Source organism: Spirochaeta thermophila DSM 6192, assembly GCF_000147075.1.
Taxonomy (GTDB): Bacteria; Spirochaetota; Spirochaetia; order Winmispirales; family Winmispiraceae; genus Winmispira; species Winmispira thermophila_A.
The window spans coordinates 2,076,689-2,091,950 of record NC_014484.1 but is presented as its reverse complement, the minus strand read 5'-3'; the positions used below and the strand labels follow the sequence as shown (position 1 = coordinate 2,091,950).

Sequence of the window (15,262 nt, the reverse complement as noted above, 5' to 3'; positions counted from 1 at the left end):
AAGAAAATGGGTGTAATCTAATGTCACCCTAAACTCAGGAGGAGGTAAGACGCATGAAGAGACTGCTCTCCATTGTGCTGGTAGTGTTGACGGTCTCCACGTTCGTGTTCGCGCAGGGTGGCGGAGAAAAGACGATCAAGGTCGGCGTCATCATGCCCACGAGCGGCACCCTCTCCACCTACGGCGTGGATACCACCAACGCCATCAAGCTCGCGGCGGAGGAGATCAATGCCGCAGGCGGGGTGAACGGTGTGCCCATCGAGGTCATCGTGGAGGACGACGAGGGTAATCCCGAGAAGACCAAGGCGGCCTACCTCAAGCTCGTCACCCAGGACAACGTGGCTGCCATCGTGGGACCCCTCACCTCGAACTGCACGCTCGCAGTGGTCGACTCCGCGCAGTCCGATCAGGTGCCCCTCATCACCCCCACCGCCACCAACGACCAGGTGACGCTCGCAGGCGATTACATCTTCCGGGCCTGCTTCATCGACTCGTTCCAGGGGACCGTGGTGGCGAAGTTCGCCTATGAGAACCTCGGCGCCCGTACGGCAGCCGTGCTCTTCGACGTGGCGAACGACTATTCCTCCGGTATCGCCAACAACTTCAAAGATGCCTTCACCGCCCTCGGCGGCGAGGTGGTGGCCTTCGAGTCCTATCAGACCGGTGACAAGGACTTCAATGCCCAGCTCACCAAGATAAAGGCACAGGATCCCGACGTCCTCTTCCTGCCCGACTACTACAACACCGTGGCCCTCATCGCAAAGCAGGCTCGGGCCCAGGGGATGGATATCCCGCTCCTGGGTGCCGACGGCTGGGACGGGATCACCGACGTGGCCGGTCTCGAGGTGGCCAACTCCTACTTCTCCAACCACTACTCGCCCGAGTCCGACGACAAGGACGTACAGGAATTCGTGAAGAAGTACTCCGAGAAGTTCGGCAAGACCCCGAGCGCCCTCGCGGCCCTGGGCTACGATGCCATGAAGATCCTGGGCGAGGCCCTCAAGAAGGGAGTACGGGTTGAGGAGAAGGAGAACGAAGAAAAGGTAGCAATTATTGATCCGAAGGCGATCCGCGACGCCCTCGCCCAGGTCGAAGGCAAGTTCGTCACCGGGTACATCAGGTTCGACGAGAACCGCAATCCGGTGAAGTCCGCGGTGGTGAACGCCATCACGCAAGAGGGCGGAAGCCTCGTGGTGAAGTACGCCGCCACGGTCAACCCGTGAGATTCGTGACAAATCGTCAAAGGGGGGCTCGAGCCCCCCTTTATCCTGTGTGTCATTGAGAGGAGTTCGCTGTGAACCTGCTGGGGGAAGTCCTGCAACAGACCGTCAATGGGATCGCGCTGGGAGGGATCTACGCCCTCATCGCCATCGGCTACACCATGATCTACGGGATCATAAAGCTCATCAACTTCGCCCACGGCGACATCCTCATGCTCGGCACCTTCATGGCCTACTTCGTGCTCATGGTGACCGGCCCCACCCCCCTCGGCCTGGTGCTCGCCTTCCTGGTGGCCATGCCTGGGAGCGCCATCCTCGGCATGATCATCGAGCGCTTCGCCTACAAGCCTCTGAGGAACGCGCCCCGTATCAACGCCCTCATCACCGCGATCGGGGTGAGCCTCTTCCTCGAGAACCTCGCCCGCGTCCTCCCCTTCATCGGGCCCAATCCGAGGCAGTTCCCGACTCCCCCCTCGGTCTTCCTCAGCTACGGGGGAGTGGGTATCAGCAACATCCAGCTCCTCATCATCGTGGTCTCGGTGGTGCTCATGCTCGTGCTCTCCTATATCGTGGAACGCACCAAGGTGGGGAAGGCCATGCGGGCCGTCTCCTACGACAAGCCCGCGAGTGCCCTCATGGGGATCGACGTCAACCGGGTGATCTCCTTCACCTTCGCCCTCGGGTCGGCCCTCGCCGCGGCCGCGGGGATCCTCTTCGCCTCGGCCTACCCCCTCATCGAGCCGTACATGGGCATCATGCCCGGGCTCAAAGCCTTCGTGGCGGCCGTACTGGGTGGTATCGGGAGCATCCCCGGCGCCATGGTGGGAGGGTTCATCATGGGGCTTGCGGAGACCTACACGAAGGGCTTCATCAACTCGCAGCTCGCCGATGCGATCGCCTTCGGCATCCTCATCCTCATCCTGCTCGTGAAGCCCTCGGGACTCTTCGGGAAAGAAACCAGCGAGAAGGTGTAGACATGAGAAAAGAATACAGAGACGGGCTCGTGCTCGCGGGACTCTCCATCGTCGTGGTTGCCGCAGTCACCGCCCTCGTGCGGTCGGGGCTCACCACACTCTACACGGCCCAGGTGATCACCCTCTCCGGGATCAACGTGATCGTGGCGCTCGGGCTCAACCTCATCACCGGGTTCACCGGGCAGCTGGCCATCGGCCATGCGGGATTCATGGCGGTAGGGGCCTACACGAGCGCCCTCACCATGATGCTCCTGGGATTCCCCCCTGTGCTCGGCGTGATCTCGGGAGGGCTCCTCGCCGCCGTGGTGGGGATGCTCATCGGGTTCCCCACGTTCCGGCTCAGGGGCGACTATCTCGCCATCGTGACCCTCGCCTTCGGTGAGGTGATCCGTGTGATCATCATCAACCTCCCTTCCCTCACGGGTGGGGCGGCGGGGCTCAAAGGGGTGCCGCCTTTCGCCGAGGGGAGGATGCTCAAGCAGATCGTGGCCATGGATGTGGTGCTCGTCTTCATGTTCCTCGTGATCGCACTCATGTACACCGTGGTGCGTTCTTCCTACGGCAGGGCCCTCATCGCGATACGTGACGACGAGATCGCTGCCCACACCATGGGTATCGATGTCTTCGGCTACAAGATGTTCTCGTTCACCCTCTCGGCCTTCATCGCAGGCTTGGGAGGAGGGTTGTATGCCCCCTTCTTCGGTTACCTCACCCCCCAGACGTTCACCTTCCTCAAATCCGTGGAGATACTCATCATCGTGGTCTTCGGCGGCATGGGGAGCATCACGGGCACCGTGGTGGCGGGCTTCCTTCTCACCTCCCTCCAGGAGTTCCTCAGATTCCTCAAGGACTACCGGATGGTCATCTATCCGCTCATCCTCATCGTGATGATGCTCTTCAGACCTCAAGGCCTCTTCGGGGAGAGGGAGATCTCCATCTCGTCTCTCTTCCGCAAGGCCGGCGGGAAGCGTGCATCCGAGGAAGGAGATCCGACATGAAGTCCATACTCGAGGTACGGGATCTTTCGATTTCATTCGGCGGTCTCAGGGCCGTGGACCACTTCCGCCTCACCCTCGGTGAGGGCGAGCTCGTGGGCCTCATCGGTCCGAACGGCGCGGGCAAGACCACGGTCTTCAATATGCTCACCGGCATCTACCGGCCCACCTCCGGGAGGATCCTCTTCAGGGGGAGGCGGGACGAGGAGCCGAGGGACATCACCGACCTCAAGCCCCATCAGATCACGAGCAGGGGTATCGCCCGTACGTTCCAGAACATCCGGCTCCTCAAAGGGAGGAGTGTGCTCGAGAACGTCCTCATCGCCTACCACTACAGGGTTCCCTACTCGCTCCTCGATGCGGTGTTCCGTACCGGGCGGTACTACCACGGTGAGCGGGCCCTCGTGGATGAGGCCATGGAGTTCCTTTCCATTTTCGGCATCGAAGGGAAGGCCCGTGAACTCGCCCAGAACCTCCCCTACGGCGAACAGCGGAAGCTCGAGATCGTGCGGGCTCTCGCCACGCATCCCGTGCTCCTCCTGCTCGACGAGCCTGCCGCCGGGATGAATCCAAAGGAGACCAGGGCGCTCATGGACCTCATACGGTTCATCAGGGAGCGCTTCTCCCTCACGATCCTGCTCATCGAGCACGACATGAGTCTGGTGATGAACGTGTGCGAGCGCATCGTGGTTCTGGACTACGGCAGGATCATCGCGGAAGGGGATCCCGAGAGCATCCGTCGGAACCCCGAGGTGATAAAGGCGTATCTCGGAGAGGAGGTGGAGATTGCTTAAGGTAGAAGAGCTCCGTGTGAACTACGATGCCATCGAGGCCCTCCACGGCATCTCCTTCGAGGTCCGGGAGGGCGAGATCGTGACCCTCATCGGCGCCAATGGAGCGGGAAAGAGTACCACGCTCAATGCGATCTGCGGCCTCGTGCCGGTCTCCCGGGGGAGGATCACCTTCATGGAAGAAGACCTCGTCGGCCTCTCCCCTCATGGGATCGTGCAGCGGGGTATCTCCCAGGTCCCCGAAGGGAGGCGGGTGTTCGCCAACCTCACGGTGGAGGACAACCTCCTCATGGGGGCTTATACCCGCAAGGATGCGAAGGCCGTTCGGAGGGACATGGAGCAGGTCTACGAGCGGTTCCCCAGGCTCAAGGAGCGGTATCGACAGCTCGCAGGGACGTTGAGCGGGGGGGAACAGCAGATGCTCGCGCTGGGGAGGGCCCTCATGTCGAGGCCGAGGCTCCTCCTGATGGACGAGCCTTCGATGGGTCTCGCCCCCCTCCTGGTGCGGGAGATCTTCTCCATCATCCAGGACCTCAACCGTGAGGGTGTCACCATCCTCCTGGTGGAGCAGAACGCGCACATGGCCCTCAAGATCGCCCATAGAGGCTATGTACTCGAGACGGGGAACATCATCCTCTCGGGTACGGTGGCCGAGCTTCTCGAGAACGAAGAGGTGAAGCGCGCCTACCTGGGCGGCTAGTTTTGACAGATCCGGATTTCGGGTACTATGCTGAAGAGAGGAGGTGATGCATGAAAGTAGCCCAGGTGATGACACACAACCCCGTGACCGTGACTCCTGCGACGACGCTCTCCGATGCACAGGAGCTGATGCGGAGGGAGAAGATCCATCGCCTTCCCGTGATAGACGAGAAGGGGAGAGTGGTGGGGATCGTCTCGGAGAAGGACCTGCTCTACGCCTCACCGTCTCCCGCCACCACGCTCAACGTCTACGAAATGGCGCAGCTCCTCTCGAAGGTGAGGATCAAGGAGGTGATGCGCACGCCGGTGATCACGGTGACGGAGGACACCTACATCGAGGATGCGGCCCGGATCATGGTGGACAACAACATCGGAGGGCTCCCCGTGGTTCGGGGGGAGAAGCTCGTGGGGATCATCACCGAGAGCGACATCTTCAAGCGGTTCGTGGAACTCTTCGGTACCAGGAAGAAAGGGGTGCGGCTCACCCTTCTCATCCCCGAGAGGCGGGGCGAGATCGCGGACATCGCCTCCGCCATCGCCCGGGCCGGGGGGAACATCGTCTCCCTGGGGACCTTCCTCGGTGAGGATCCGACCAGCGCCCTCTTCATCGTCAAGGTGGAGGGTCTTTCCAAGGAGGAAGCCTGCTCCATCGTGGAACCGCTCGTGGAGAAGGTGGTGGATGCGGCGATGGTGTAGCGAGGGGTGATTGATCTTTTTCCGAAAATGTTCTATCCTCAGGCGACTCGGGCAGTGATTTCATAACAAGGTTGACGCGCACGTCGTTTTTTTCGATTGTGTAGTACGCACATCATTGGGGGATCAATCCTCGACAATGGAGCCATACAACTCTCAGGAGGAGAGAAGGAAGGAGCTATGAACGATTTCCAGAAACACATGCGCAACATAGGGATCAGCGCACACATCGACTCGGGGAAGACCACTCTCACCGAGCGGATCCTCTACTACTGCAACCGCATCCACCAGATCCACGAGGTGAAGGGGAAGGATGGGGCGGGCGCTACCATGGACTACATGGAGCTCGAGAAGGAGCGGGGTATCACCATCACCTCGGCGGCCACCCATGTGACCTGGAAGGATCACATGATCAACATCATCGATACGCCGGGGCACGTGGATTTCACCATCGAGGTGGAACGGGCGCTCAGGGTGCTCGACGGCGCCGTGCTCGTGCTCTGTGCGGTCGGCGGGGTGCAGTCGCAGACGCTCACGGTGGACAGACAGCTCAAGCGCTACCGGGTCCCCCGGCTCGCCTTCATCAACAAGTGCGACCGCGTGGGGGCCAACCCCTACAAGGTGCGCGATCAGATAGAGGAGAAGCTGGGACTCGATGCAGTCCTGGTCCAGATCCCCATCGGGCTCGAGGATCAGCACAAGGGAGTGGTGGATCTCATTACCATGAAGGCCCTCTATTTCGAGGGCGCCAACGGTGAACACGTGGTGGAAGCCGAGATCCCCGGCGAACTCGTGGCCGAGGCGGAGGCAAAACGGGAGGAGATGCTCGACGCCCTCTCCATGTACTCCGACGATCTCGCGGAGGCCATTCTGGAAGGCGAGGACATCCCCGAAGACCTCATTCACGATGCGATCCGCAAGGGGACCCTCTCGCTGAAGCTCTGTCCCATCTTCATGGGGGCGGCCTACAAGAACAAGGGGGTGCAGCCCCTCCTCGACGGAGTAGTGCGGTATCTCCCTTCGCCTTACGACATCAGGAACGTGGCGCTCGATCTTTCGAACGACGAGGCCGAGGTGGAGCTCTCGTCCGTGGACGATGCACCCACGGTGGCCTATGCGTTCAAGCTCGAGGACGGACAGTACGGCCAGCTCACCTACATCAGGATCTACCAGGGCACGGTGAAGAAGGGCATGGAGCTCTTGAACACCCGGAGCAGGAAGAAATTCAAGATCGGGCGGCTCGTGCGTATGCACGCGAACCACATGGAGGACATCTCGGAGGCCCGCTGTGGGGACATCGTGGCCCTCTTCGGGATCGACTGCGTCTCGGGCGACACCTTCTGTGATCCTTCGCTCAACTACGCCATGACCTCCATGTATGTCCCGGAACCGGTGATCTCGCTCGCCATAAAGCCCAAGGACAAGAAGTCCGAGGACGCTGTGGCCAAGGCGCTCAACCGCTTCGCCAAGGAGGACCCCACCTTCAGGGTGTACATCGATCCGGAGACCAATGAGACCATCATCCAGGGGATGGGCGAGCTTCACCTCGATGTGTATATCGAACGGATGCGGCGTGAGTACAAGGCCGACGTGGAGACCGGCATGCCCCAGGTGGCATATCGTGAGACCATCACGAAGCGGGCCGACTTCGACTATCTCCACAAGAAGCAGACGGGCGGATCCGGACAGTACGGACGGGTGGCCGGATACATCGAACCGATCCCCCTGGAAGAGGGGAAGACCTACGAGTTCGTGGATCAGATCAAAGGCGGGGTGATCCCCAACGAGTACATCCCCTCCTGTGACAAGGGGTTCCAGAAGGCCATGGAGAAGGGGAGCCTCATCGGGTTCCCTGTGGTGGGTGTGAGGGTAGTCATCAACGATGGCCAGTACCATCCGGTGGACTCCTCCGACATCGCCTTCCAGCTCGCCGCGATCGGCGCCTTCAGAGAGGCGTACGAGAAGGCCGACCCGGTCATACTCGAACCCATCATGAAGGTCACCGTGGAAGGGCCTACCGAGTTCCAGGGAAACATCTTCGCTAGCATCAACCAGCGTCGAGGTATTATACTGAGTAGTACAGAGGACGGGATGATGTGCCGGGTGGAGGCGGAGGTGCCGCTCAGCGAGATGTTCGGCTACTCGACGGTGCTCAGGTCCCTCACCCAAGGGAAGGCGGAGTTCAGCATGGAGTTCGCCCGGTACGCGAAGGTTCCCGTGAATATCGCCGAGGAACTGAAACAGAAGTTCCAGAAAAAAGCAAAGGTGGAAGGGTAAGAGGAGGCCTTCGTATGGTAAAGACAGAGCTGATCAAGAGGAGTCCGCTCCGTATCCTCGAACGTTCCCTCCATGGCGGGCTCAAGCCCGGAGAGATAGGAGTCCTCACCGGCAAGAAGGGGATAGGAAAGACGGCCTGTCTCGTCCATGTCGCGACGGACAAGCTCTTCCGAGGCAAACACGTGATCCACATCTCCTACGCCCCCAACGTCCATCACCTCATCGACTGGTACGAGGACATCTTCAAGGAGATCGCGAGGAAGCGGAACCTCGAGAACGCTATGGATGTGCACGAGGAGATCATCCGAAACCGCGTGATCCTCAACTTTCACAAGGAGGGGGCGAAGACCTCCCACGTGGTGGCTACCCTCAGGGCCCTCAAGGAGGGTGGGGCCTTCGACGTGGATCAGGTGATCGTGGATGGTTATGAGTTCACCACGGTCGATCCTCATGAGTTCGCCCTTTTCAAAGAGGTCGCCGAGGACCTGGGGATCTCGTTCTGGTTCTCCGCCTCCACCGGCGAGGAGGCCCCGGAAGTGGACGAGGGGAGTTTCCCGGTGCTCCTGGATCCGGTGAAGGACATGCTGGATGTGGTCCTTCTCCTCCTCCCCGGAAAGGACGGAGTGACCCTCCACTTGGTGAAGGACAGGGACAGACTGGGGGATACCGATCTCCATCTGGTGCTCGATCCCAAGACGCTCCTCATCTCCGAGGAGGACTGAGTCTCACACCCTCGCTTCGAGCAGGAGCACTGCAAAGGCCTCGATCGCCTTGCCTCGCCCGGCGGCGTCGAGGCCTTCCTTTGTCTTGGCTTTTATGGAGACGGCATCGGGGGGGAGGGAGAGGAGCGCCGAGAGAGAGGCGCGGATGGCCTCCCTGTGGGGGGCGAGCCTGGGACGTTCGAGGATCACCGTACAGTCCAGGTTGACGATACGCAAACCGCGGGACTCCATGAGATCGAGTGCGTGCGAGAGGAAGAACCTGCTGGGCTTGTCCTTGTGGCGAGGATCGGAAGGGGGAAAGTGCGTGCCTATATCTCCCTCCGCGAGGGCGCCGTAGATGGCGTCGGTGATGGCATGGAGGAGTACGTCCCCGTCCGAGTGTCCTGCCTCCCCACGAGGGGAGGGTATCTGCACACCGCCCAGCACGAGGGGGCGCCCTTTCTTGAGTCTGTGGCTGTCGTAACCCATTCCGATTCTCATGGTAGATCCCAGGGAAAGGTGATCTTCCTGTTGACCGGATCTCCCTCCACCGTATGGACAGGGATACCTGCCGCGTGACAGAGGGCGGCATCGTCCGGAAAGAGGTGGAGACGATCGTGGAACCGCCTGTGGGCCTCATAGATGAGGGAGAAGCGGAAACCTTGCGGGGTCTGGGCCCCCACGAGGTGGTGCTTGTCGAGGTGTTCCACGACTTCCCCGGTGGGGCCTATCCTCTTTGGGGCGTCCACGAGGGCGACCACCGGGATGCAGGCTCCCTTCTCTCTCGCCTTTCGGTACACCCTCCCGATGAGGGCCGGGCTCACCCAGGGGCGGGCGCCGTCATGGATGAGGACGATCTCCGGGGGTTCTCCCGAGAGGGCCTCGAGGGCGTGGAAGACCGACTCCTGACGTGAGGTCCCACCCGGTGCAAGGGTGACGAGATCTCGACATGGGCTGTCGAGGAGCGGGAGCAACTCATCGTACCAGACCGCCTCGTCCCCTGGAGGGAGCACTACCACATAGCGGTCGAAGAGTCCGGTTTGGAAGGCTGCCTGGATGCTGTGGAGGAGTACGGGGAGGCCATCGAGGAGGCGGTATTCTTTCTTCCGGGCTCCGCCCATCCGGACGCTCGCTCCCGCTGCGGTGACCACGAAACCGGCATCGGCGCTCATTCCTCGGAATCGTCCTCTTCGTCCAGGTCTGCGTCCTCCATGTCGTCCCCGTCCTCTTCCTCGTCTTCTTCGAAATTCAGATCTTCGTCCTCTTCCTCGAATAGGTCCTCTTCTTCTTCCTCGAGGGGCTCGCTCTCCTGTTCGAGTTGCTGGAAGATGCGGGCCTCCACTTCTTTCGCGGAGATCTCGAGGGCAAAGGATATCTCGTCCACCAGAATGCGGAGGGCGTTGTCGAAGAGCTTGCGTTCCAGGATGGGCAGCTCCTTTATCTTGCTTCGGTAGTAGAGGGCCCGGACCACGCGGGCGATGTCCATCACGCTTCCCTTCTTGAGGAGATCCAGGTTCATCTGGTAGCGGGTCTTCCAGTCGGTGGGGCCTGCCTGGGGGTTCTCGGAGATGAAGTCGAGGGCTTCGAGAGCTTCCTCCCTGGATACGATGGGTCTGATGCCTATCTCCGCGGCCTTGTGGACAGGAACCATCACCGTCATGTCGGAGACCGGGATGTAGATCACGTAGTAGAGGAGTCCCTCTCCCTTGAACTCCCTTTCCTCGATCCGTACCACCTCACCCACTCCCTGGAGTGGGTAAACCACGTGATCGTGCACCTTGAACTGGGGTTCGGGTTGGGCGGACGTGTTCCTGCTGGTCATGGTGTCCCAAGTATATAGAAATCCTCCCCGGTAGTCAAATAGTGAGGAAGTCGTCTATCATGCCCCTGTGATGAGAGACTTCAGGTGGAAGGACCTCCTCTTTCCGGGGTTCTTCCTCGTATCGCTTGCGCTGGTGTTCTTCCTCGTTCCCTCCCTCTGGGAGATGTTCACGGATCCCGAGAGGATCGTCCGCCTGGTCCGCTCCTGGGGCCTCTACGGTGCGCTAGGTTTCCTCGGGCTCCAGGTGCTCCAGGTGGTGATCTTCGTCCTCCCCGGTGAGGTGGTCCAGGTGGCGGCGGGATTCCTCTTCGGGAAGTGGGAGGGCTTCCTCCTGAGCGTGGTGGGGATCGGCCTGGGATCGTGTTTCAACTTCTTTCTCGCCCGCCTCTCGGGGAGGGGCTTCGTCTCTTCCCTCGTCGGTGAGGGGGAGCTGAGACGGTTCGACCGGTTCCTCTCTTCCTCCCGGGGAGAGGGCGCGCTCTTCCTCCTCTTCCTGATCCCCGGCATCCCCAAGGACGTCCTCTGCTATGTGGCGGGTGTGGGGAACCTCCCGTTCTCCCTCTTCTTCCTCCTCTCCATGACGGCCCGTCTCCCCGGCATCGTCGGGAGCGTATGGCTCGGACATGCCCTCTTCGAGCAGGAGTGGCTGGTGGCGGGGGTCATCGGGGCGGCTGCCTTCGTGTTATTCCTGTTGGGAGTTCTCTTCAGGGATCAGCTTCACTCCTTCCTCGATCGTGTGAGGAAGAGGAGACGCTGAGGGATCCCTTCCCGCTCTTCCGATCGGACCACTCCCGGGCCGAGCTCGGTGGGAAGGAACTCGAGGGTATGGAAGGGGTGGATGTCGAGGGGGTTCGGGTACCATCCGCCTATCCAGTCGAGGTCCACGAGGTTGAGGGCGGGGCTGTGGGCTATGGGAAGGATCACCGCGCTCTCCGAGATGAGGAACTCCTCGGCCCGCGCGAGGAGGGAGTAGCGCTCTTTCCCCTGTGTGGTGTTGGCCTCCCGCAGGAGTTCATCGTATTCGGGGGAGGAGAAGCGGGCGTAGTTGAGAGAGCCGCCCGATTCCCAGAGTGACAGGAAGGTGAGCGGATCCGGGAAATCACCCAGCCAGGTGATGGAGGCGAGGTGGAACGAGGGGTCCTGCTCCATGGCGTTGAAGTAGGCCTGCATGGAGGTGAAGGCCTTCACCTGCACCTGGAGGCCGAGCCTCTCCCTCCAGAGCCGCGTCAGTATGTCGATCTCCTCCTGCCCGCCCTCCATGGCATAGCACGTGATGACCGGGAGGCCTTTGCCTTCGGGGAATCCCGCCTCCTGGAGGAGTGAGAGGGCGGTCTTCTCGTCGGGTTCGGTGATGCCCTCGACCTCGGGGTATCCCGGGATCTGGGGGACGAGGTGTGAGGTGGGGAAGAAGTAGCGATCGGAAGAGCGGAGTTCGTCCCAGGGTACGAGGAGGGCCAGGGCCCTGCGCACGCGGGGATCGTCGAAGGGGGGGGTGGATGCGTTGAAGAAGTAGAAGGTGGTGGCGAAGAGCGGGTTGAGGACGAGTGCCTTCCTGTTGTTGAGGAGTGACAGGTCGTATCCATCGGCCACCCAGTGGAGGGCGTCTCCGTTGAAGAGGCGCATCACACGCTCCGGATCGTCGTATGAGGTGATCACGAGGCGAGGGATCTTCACCGACTCCTGGTCCCAATACTGGGGGTTCTTTTCCAGTACCAGACGGTCTTTTTCCACCTTCAGAATGCGATATGGACCGTTCCCGACGAGGTCTCGTGAGGGTGCCCAGGTCCGTGAGAGATCCATGCCCGAGGCGGTGGGTGCAAAGGCGGTGTGGGGGAGGAACTTGAGGATGTAGGGGGCGGGATTGGTGAGGGTAAGGACGAGCGTGTGGGGGTCTTTTACCACAATACCCACCTTTTCAGGTGACCCCTTCCCCTCTCGGAGTGCGCGGGCACCGGTGATCACGTCGAGGAGCGAGGCGTACGGCAGGTTGTGGGCGATGAGGTAGAGCCAGCTTTCCCTGAAGTGGGCTGCGGTGATGGGGGTGCCGTCCGAGAAGCGTGCGTTCTCTCTCAGGTAGAAGGTGATGCGGGTGTAGTCTTTGTTCCACTCCCATTTCCGGGCCACACCCGGCATGGGGGCGAGTGTGGAAGGGTGGTAGGTGAGGAGCCCTTCGAAGAGGGCGAGTGCAATCTGGGCCTCGTTGGTGGTGCTGATGCGCTGGGGGTTGAGGTTGGAGGGAAAGGGGAGGATGTTCACGACGAACTCCTGGTCCCGAGCCTCTTCCCCCGCCGTGGTGAGAGGAGCGAAAAGGGAGAGGATGAGCAGTATGACAGGTACTCGTTTCATATTCCTTCCTTAATAACTATCTTCGTGGGAGGGGCCGCAGTATCGCCTCAGGATCCTCTGGTAGTCTTCCCTGTGGAGCGGTTTGATGAAGACCTCGGTGACGCCCGCTTCCCTGAGTCTCGGGATCTCCGCCTCGTCGCTCGTGATCACGACGATGGGTACCTCTCTGTTCTTCTCTCGTATCTTCCGGGCCACCACGTCTCCACGGTGACCCGGCATGTACTGATCGAGGATGATGAGATCATACTCCTCGGTGAGGGCTTTTTCCAGGGCCCTGATTCCGTCCGCCACGAGGTCGCAGTGTACTCCTGCGGAGGTGAAGAGGACCTCCACGATCCTTCGGTTGGTGAACTCGTCCTCTGCGTAGAGTATGCGTCTCATCACCCCTACTGTTATATCCCTTTTCCCGAGGCTTTGCAATTTGGTCCGGCTGTGTGCAAGCGATGGATGGGGATCTAGGGGGAGGGGACGCGGATCCCACGCCCCCTCTCGATGCTCTAGTTCCTGTCGGGGTGGTACGATTTCAGGATCTCCTGCATGGCGAAGTACACCGGTTTGGGAGTGAGCTTTTCGTCGAAGATGTGGGCGCTGCCGTAGCCGGGGAAACTCCCGGGGATCCAGCTGTTGGCGTCGGTGTATCCCCACATGACGAAGCAGGACACGTCCTCCTCGAGGGCGATCCTGAGGAGGCTCTCGTAGATCGCCTTCTGGGCGGCTTCTTTCTCGGGGGTGACGGGGAGCTTGATGCGGACGTCCACCTCGGTGAAGGAGACGGAGAGGCCGAGTTCCCTGAACCTCTGGATGTTCGCCCGGAGGGCCTCCTCGTTCAGCGGGTGTTCGGCCATGAGGTGGAGCTGGAAACCCACGCCGTCGATCGGCACCCCTCGTTCCACCATGCCCTTCACCAGGGTGTAGAAGGCGTCCCCCTTGATCGTTCCCTTGTACTCATTGTTGTAGTCGTTGAGGATGAGCTTCACGTTCGGATCCGCCTTGCGGGCCGTGTGGAAGGCCATGTCTATGTATTCTGGGCCGATGGCCCGGTACCACGGGGAGTTCTCCCGGAATCTTCCCTCATCGTCTATCACTTCGTTGCACACGTCGTACTCGTAGAAGACTCCTTTGTAGCGGGTGAGGACGCCGGTGATGGTCTCCTCGAGGATCGTGATGGCCCGATCTCTGTCGTTCCTGCCCAGTCTGTTGATGAAGGGCGGGTTCTGGTTGTGCCAGAGAAAGGTGTGACCCCTGAGCTTCATCCTGTGCTCTTTCGCGAAGTTCACGAGGTCGTCGACAGGGCGCCAGTTCCAGAGCGTGGGGCTCGGGCGGAGATACTGGAGCTTCATGATGTTCTCCGCCACCAGGAGGTTGAAGTTCTCTTGCAGGATCTTCGATGCCGTGGGGTCGAGGAGATCGGTGGAGGCGACGGCCACTCCGAAGAGGAAGTCCCGTCTGTCGGCCAGTCCACGCATGGTCCCCGGCTGACACGAGGTGAAGAGGACCAGGGCCGCCAGCCCCAGGAAGAAGATGGATCGTGCGGTTTTCATCGTTTTTCTCCCGATTTAAGTATAATGCCTTTATAAAGGCATTATACCATGTGCTTCGTGATACCGCCAGTGTAAATTCGTCGCCCCGGGAGGTGGGCCCGTCGGGATGTCCGACAGGTGGAGAGGGGCGTCCGGGATGATTTTTCGTCAAGTTTTCTTCAGGGCGGCCGTTAATAGGAGAGACCTTCCTCCATGAATGGTGTGTAAACCGGATGTGAGCCCGCGGGATGCGGGCTCCTTCTCTCCCTCAGGCCGAAACGTCCTCTGCAAAAATCTTTAAAATCTCTCATATCTCCAGAATCTCCATGCTTGATCTTTTCGGGGAATAGGGGCATACTCGCTTTACCTCACGGCCGCTTTTAGTATCTTTAACAGTGCAAAACGTTCGATTGCAGTGTGTGCTGTGTGACACGATCACCCCGGATGACACGCAGGGAGAGGATGCAGAACAATGAGACAGATACTCTTGCGTTGGATGGTGCTTGGGGGAGGGATTCTGCTCTTGAGTTGTACCGAGGTTCCCTATGTCCAGTCTCCAGGGGAATGGATGCCGCTCCCTCAGAGGGATGTGGTTTCCCCGGAGGATAGGCCGGTGATCCTCTCGCTCCTGGAGGAGGCCCATGAGGAGAGAGCGCCGGCGCTCTTCCTCTACCGGGAGGAGCTCACCCGACCTCTGGTGGAAGACTTCTTCATCAACCTGACCGGCGACCCGGAGGTGGCGCTTCCGATCCTCCGGTATGCCGACAAGTTCGACGTCCCCCTTTTCCTTGCGTTCTCCCTCGCCTATGTGGAGAGCGAGTTCTATCCCTTCGCCGTGAACGAGAATCCCTCGTCGGTGGACAGGGGGCTCTTCCAGCTCAATTCCCGCACCTTCCCCTTCCTCACCGAGGAGGAGTTCTTCGATCCCGAGATCAATGCCCGCTATGGGATCTCCTACCTCAAGTACTGTCTGGAAGAGGGGGGGAGCGAGGTCCTGGCCCTGGCGATGTACAATGCGGGGAAACATCGGGTCTTCACCAGAGGGGCCCCGGCCATGACGTTGCGGTACATCGACAAGTTCTTCGCCTATAGAACGCGCCTCGAAAAGGAGTTCTTCTCCTATCTCTCCTCTGTGATTCGCCCCACCGATCTCGAACGTTTCTTCAAGACCGAGGTGGGGAGACTCCAGCCGGTTGACATGAGGAAACCTTCGCACTAACCTCT

General features: G+C 60.5%; 16 protein-coding genes. 10 read left to right on the top strand and 6 right to left on the bottom strand.

Annotation, left to right across the window (positions count from 1 at the left end; translation table 11 throughout):
* Positions 1-53: 53 nt before the first annotated feature.
* The 8 genes from STHERM_RS09525 to STHERM_RS09490 all read left to right on the top strand — a co-directional run bounded on the left by STHERM_RS09525 (position 54) and on the right by STHERM_RS09490 (position 8,371).
* Positions 54-1,223: an ABC transporter substrate-binding protein gene (locus STHERM_RS09525; RefSeq protein ID WP_013314681.1), complete on the top strand. Its 1,170-nt coding sequence runs from the start codon at positions 54-56 to the stop codon at positions 1,221-1,223.
* A gap of 71 nt (positions 1,224-1,294) precedes the next feature.
* Positions 1,295-2,194 carry a branched-chain amino acid ABC transporter permease gene (locus STHERM_RS09520; protein WP_013314680.1) on the top strand — a complete coding sequence of 300 codons (900 nt, stop codon included), beginning with the start codon at positions 1,295-1,297 and terminating at the stop codon, positions 2,192-2,194.
* 2 nt (positions 2,195-2,196) lie between these two features.
* The gene (locus tag STHERM_RS09515) at positions 2,197-3,192 is read left to right on the top strand and encodes a branched-chain amino acid ABC transporter permease (protein ID WP_013314679.1); all 996 of its coding nucleotides are present in this window, start codon (positions 2,197-2,199) and stop codon (positions 3,190-3,192) included.
* Positions 3,189-3,983, top strand: a complete 795-nt coding sequence (locus STHERM_RS09510; RefSeq protein WP_013314678.1) for an ABC transporter ATP-binding protein — start codon at positions 3,189-3,191, stop codon at positions 3,981-3,983. The genes STHERM_RS09515 and STHERM_RS09510 overlap by 4 nt, the downstream gene beginning before the upstream one ends.
* Entirely contained in the window at positions 3,976-4,680 is a 705-nt protein-coding gene (locus tag STHERM_RS09505) for an ABC transporter ATP-binding protein (RefSeq protein ID WP_148223904.1), read from the top strand. Before STHERM_RS09510 ends, STHERM_RS09505 begins: the two co-directional genes overlap by 8 nt.
* Positions 4,681-4,730: 50 nt before the next feature.
* A complete protein-coding gene (locus tag STHERM_RS09500) occupies positions 4,731-5,375 on the top strand; it encodes a CBS and ACT domain-containing protein (protein ID WP_013314676.1) in 645 nt (214 codons plus the stop codon).
* Positions 5,376-5,552: 177 nt separating this feature from the next.
* On the top strand, positions 5,553-7,649 hold the full coding sequence (gene fusA, locus STHERM_RS09495) for an elongation factor G (RefSeq protein WP_013314675.1): 2,097 nt from the start codon (positions 5,553-5,555) through the stop codon (positions 7,647-7,649).
* A gap of 14 nt (positions 7,650-7,663) precedes the next feature.
* Positions 7,664-8,371: a hypothetical protein gene (locus STHERM_RS09490; protein WP_013314674.1), complete on the top strand. Its 708-nt coding sequence runs from the start codon at positions 7,664-7,666 to the stop codon at positions 8,369-8,371.
* Positions 8,372-8,374: 3 nt separating this feature from the next.
* Here the strand turns inward: STHERM_RS09490 and ispF are convergent, their stop codons facing one another.
* From ispF to STHERM_RS09475, 3 genes are read right to left on the bottom strand one after another with little or no spacing between them, the layout of a single operon-like run.
* Positions 8,375-8,851: a 2-C-methyl-D-erythritol 2,4-cyclodiphosphate synthase gene (gene ispF, locus STHERM_RS09485; protein ID WP_013314673.1), complete on the bottom strand. Its 477-nt coding sequence runs from the start codon at positions 8,849-8,851 to the stop codon at positions 8,375-8,377.
* On the bottom strand, positions 8,848-9,522 hold the full coding sequence (locus STHERM_RS09480) for an IspD/TarI family cytidylyltransferase (RefSeq protein ID WP_013314672.1): 675 nt from the start codon (positions 9,520-9,522) through the stop codon (positions 8,848-8,850). Before STHERM_RS09480 ends, ispF begins: the two co-directional genes overlap by 4 nt.
* Positions 9,519-10,172: a CarD family transcriptional regulator gene (locus STHERM_RS09475; RefSeq protein ID WP_013314671.1), complete on the bottom strand. Its 654-nt coding sequence runs from the start codon at positions 10,170-10,172 to the stop codon at positions 9,519-9,521. Before STHERM_RS09475 ends, STHERM_RS09480 begins: the two co-directional genes overlap by 4 nt.
* A 70-nt stretch (positions 10,173-10,242) precedes the next feature.
* Here STHERM_RS09475 and STHERM_RS09470 point away from each other — a divergent pair, with 70 nt between their 5' ends.
* A complete protein-coding gene (locus tag STHERM_RS09470; protein WP_013314670.1) occupies positions 10,243-10,929 on the top strand; it encodes a TVP38/TMEM64 family protein in 687 nt (228 codons plus the stop codon).
* Here STHERM_RS09470 and STHERM_RS09465 read toward each other — a convergent pair.
* The 3 genes from STHERM_RS09465 to STHERM_RS09455 form a co-directional block, all read right to left on the bottom strand.
* Positions 10,890-12,518, bottom strand: coding sequence for a peptide ABC transporter substrate-binding protein (locus STHERM_RS09465; RefSeq protein WP_013314669.1), 1,629 nt, complete (start codon positions 12,516-12,518; stop codon positions 10,890-10,892). The genes STHERM_RS09470 and STHERM_RS09465 overlap by 40 nt on opposite strands.
* A gap of 9 nt (positions 12,519-12,527) precedes the next feature.
* Positions 12,528-12,899: a response regulator gene (locus tag STHERM_RS09460; RefSeq protein ID WP_013314668.1), complete on the bottom strand. Its 372-nt coding sequence runs from the start codon at positions 12,897-12,899 to the stop codon at positions 12,528-12,530.
* A 116-nt stretch (positions 12,900-13,015) separates the two neighbouring features.
* Positions 13,016-14,059: an endo-1,4-beta-xylanase gene (locus STHERM_RS09455; protein WP_013314667.1), complete on the bottom strand. Its 1,044-nt coding sequence runs from the start codon at positions 14,057-14,059 to the stop codon at positions 13,016-13,018.
* 451 nt (positions 14,060-14,510) lie between these two features.
* Here STHERM_RS09455 and STHERM_RS09450 point away from each other — a divergent pair, with 451 nt between their 5' ends.
* Positions 14,511-15,257, top strand: a complete 747-nt coding sequence (locus STHERM_RS09450) for a transglycosylase SLT domain-containing protein (protein WP_013314666.1) — start codon at positions 14,511-14,513, stop codon at positions 15,255-15,257.
* Positions 15,258-15,262: the final 5 nt, after the last annotated feature.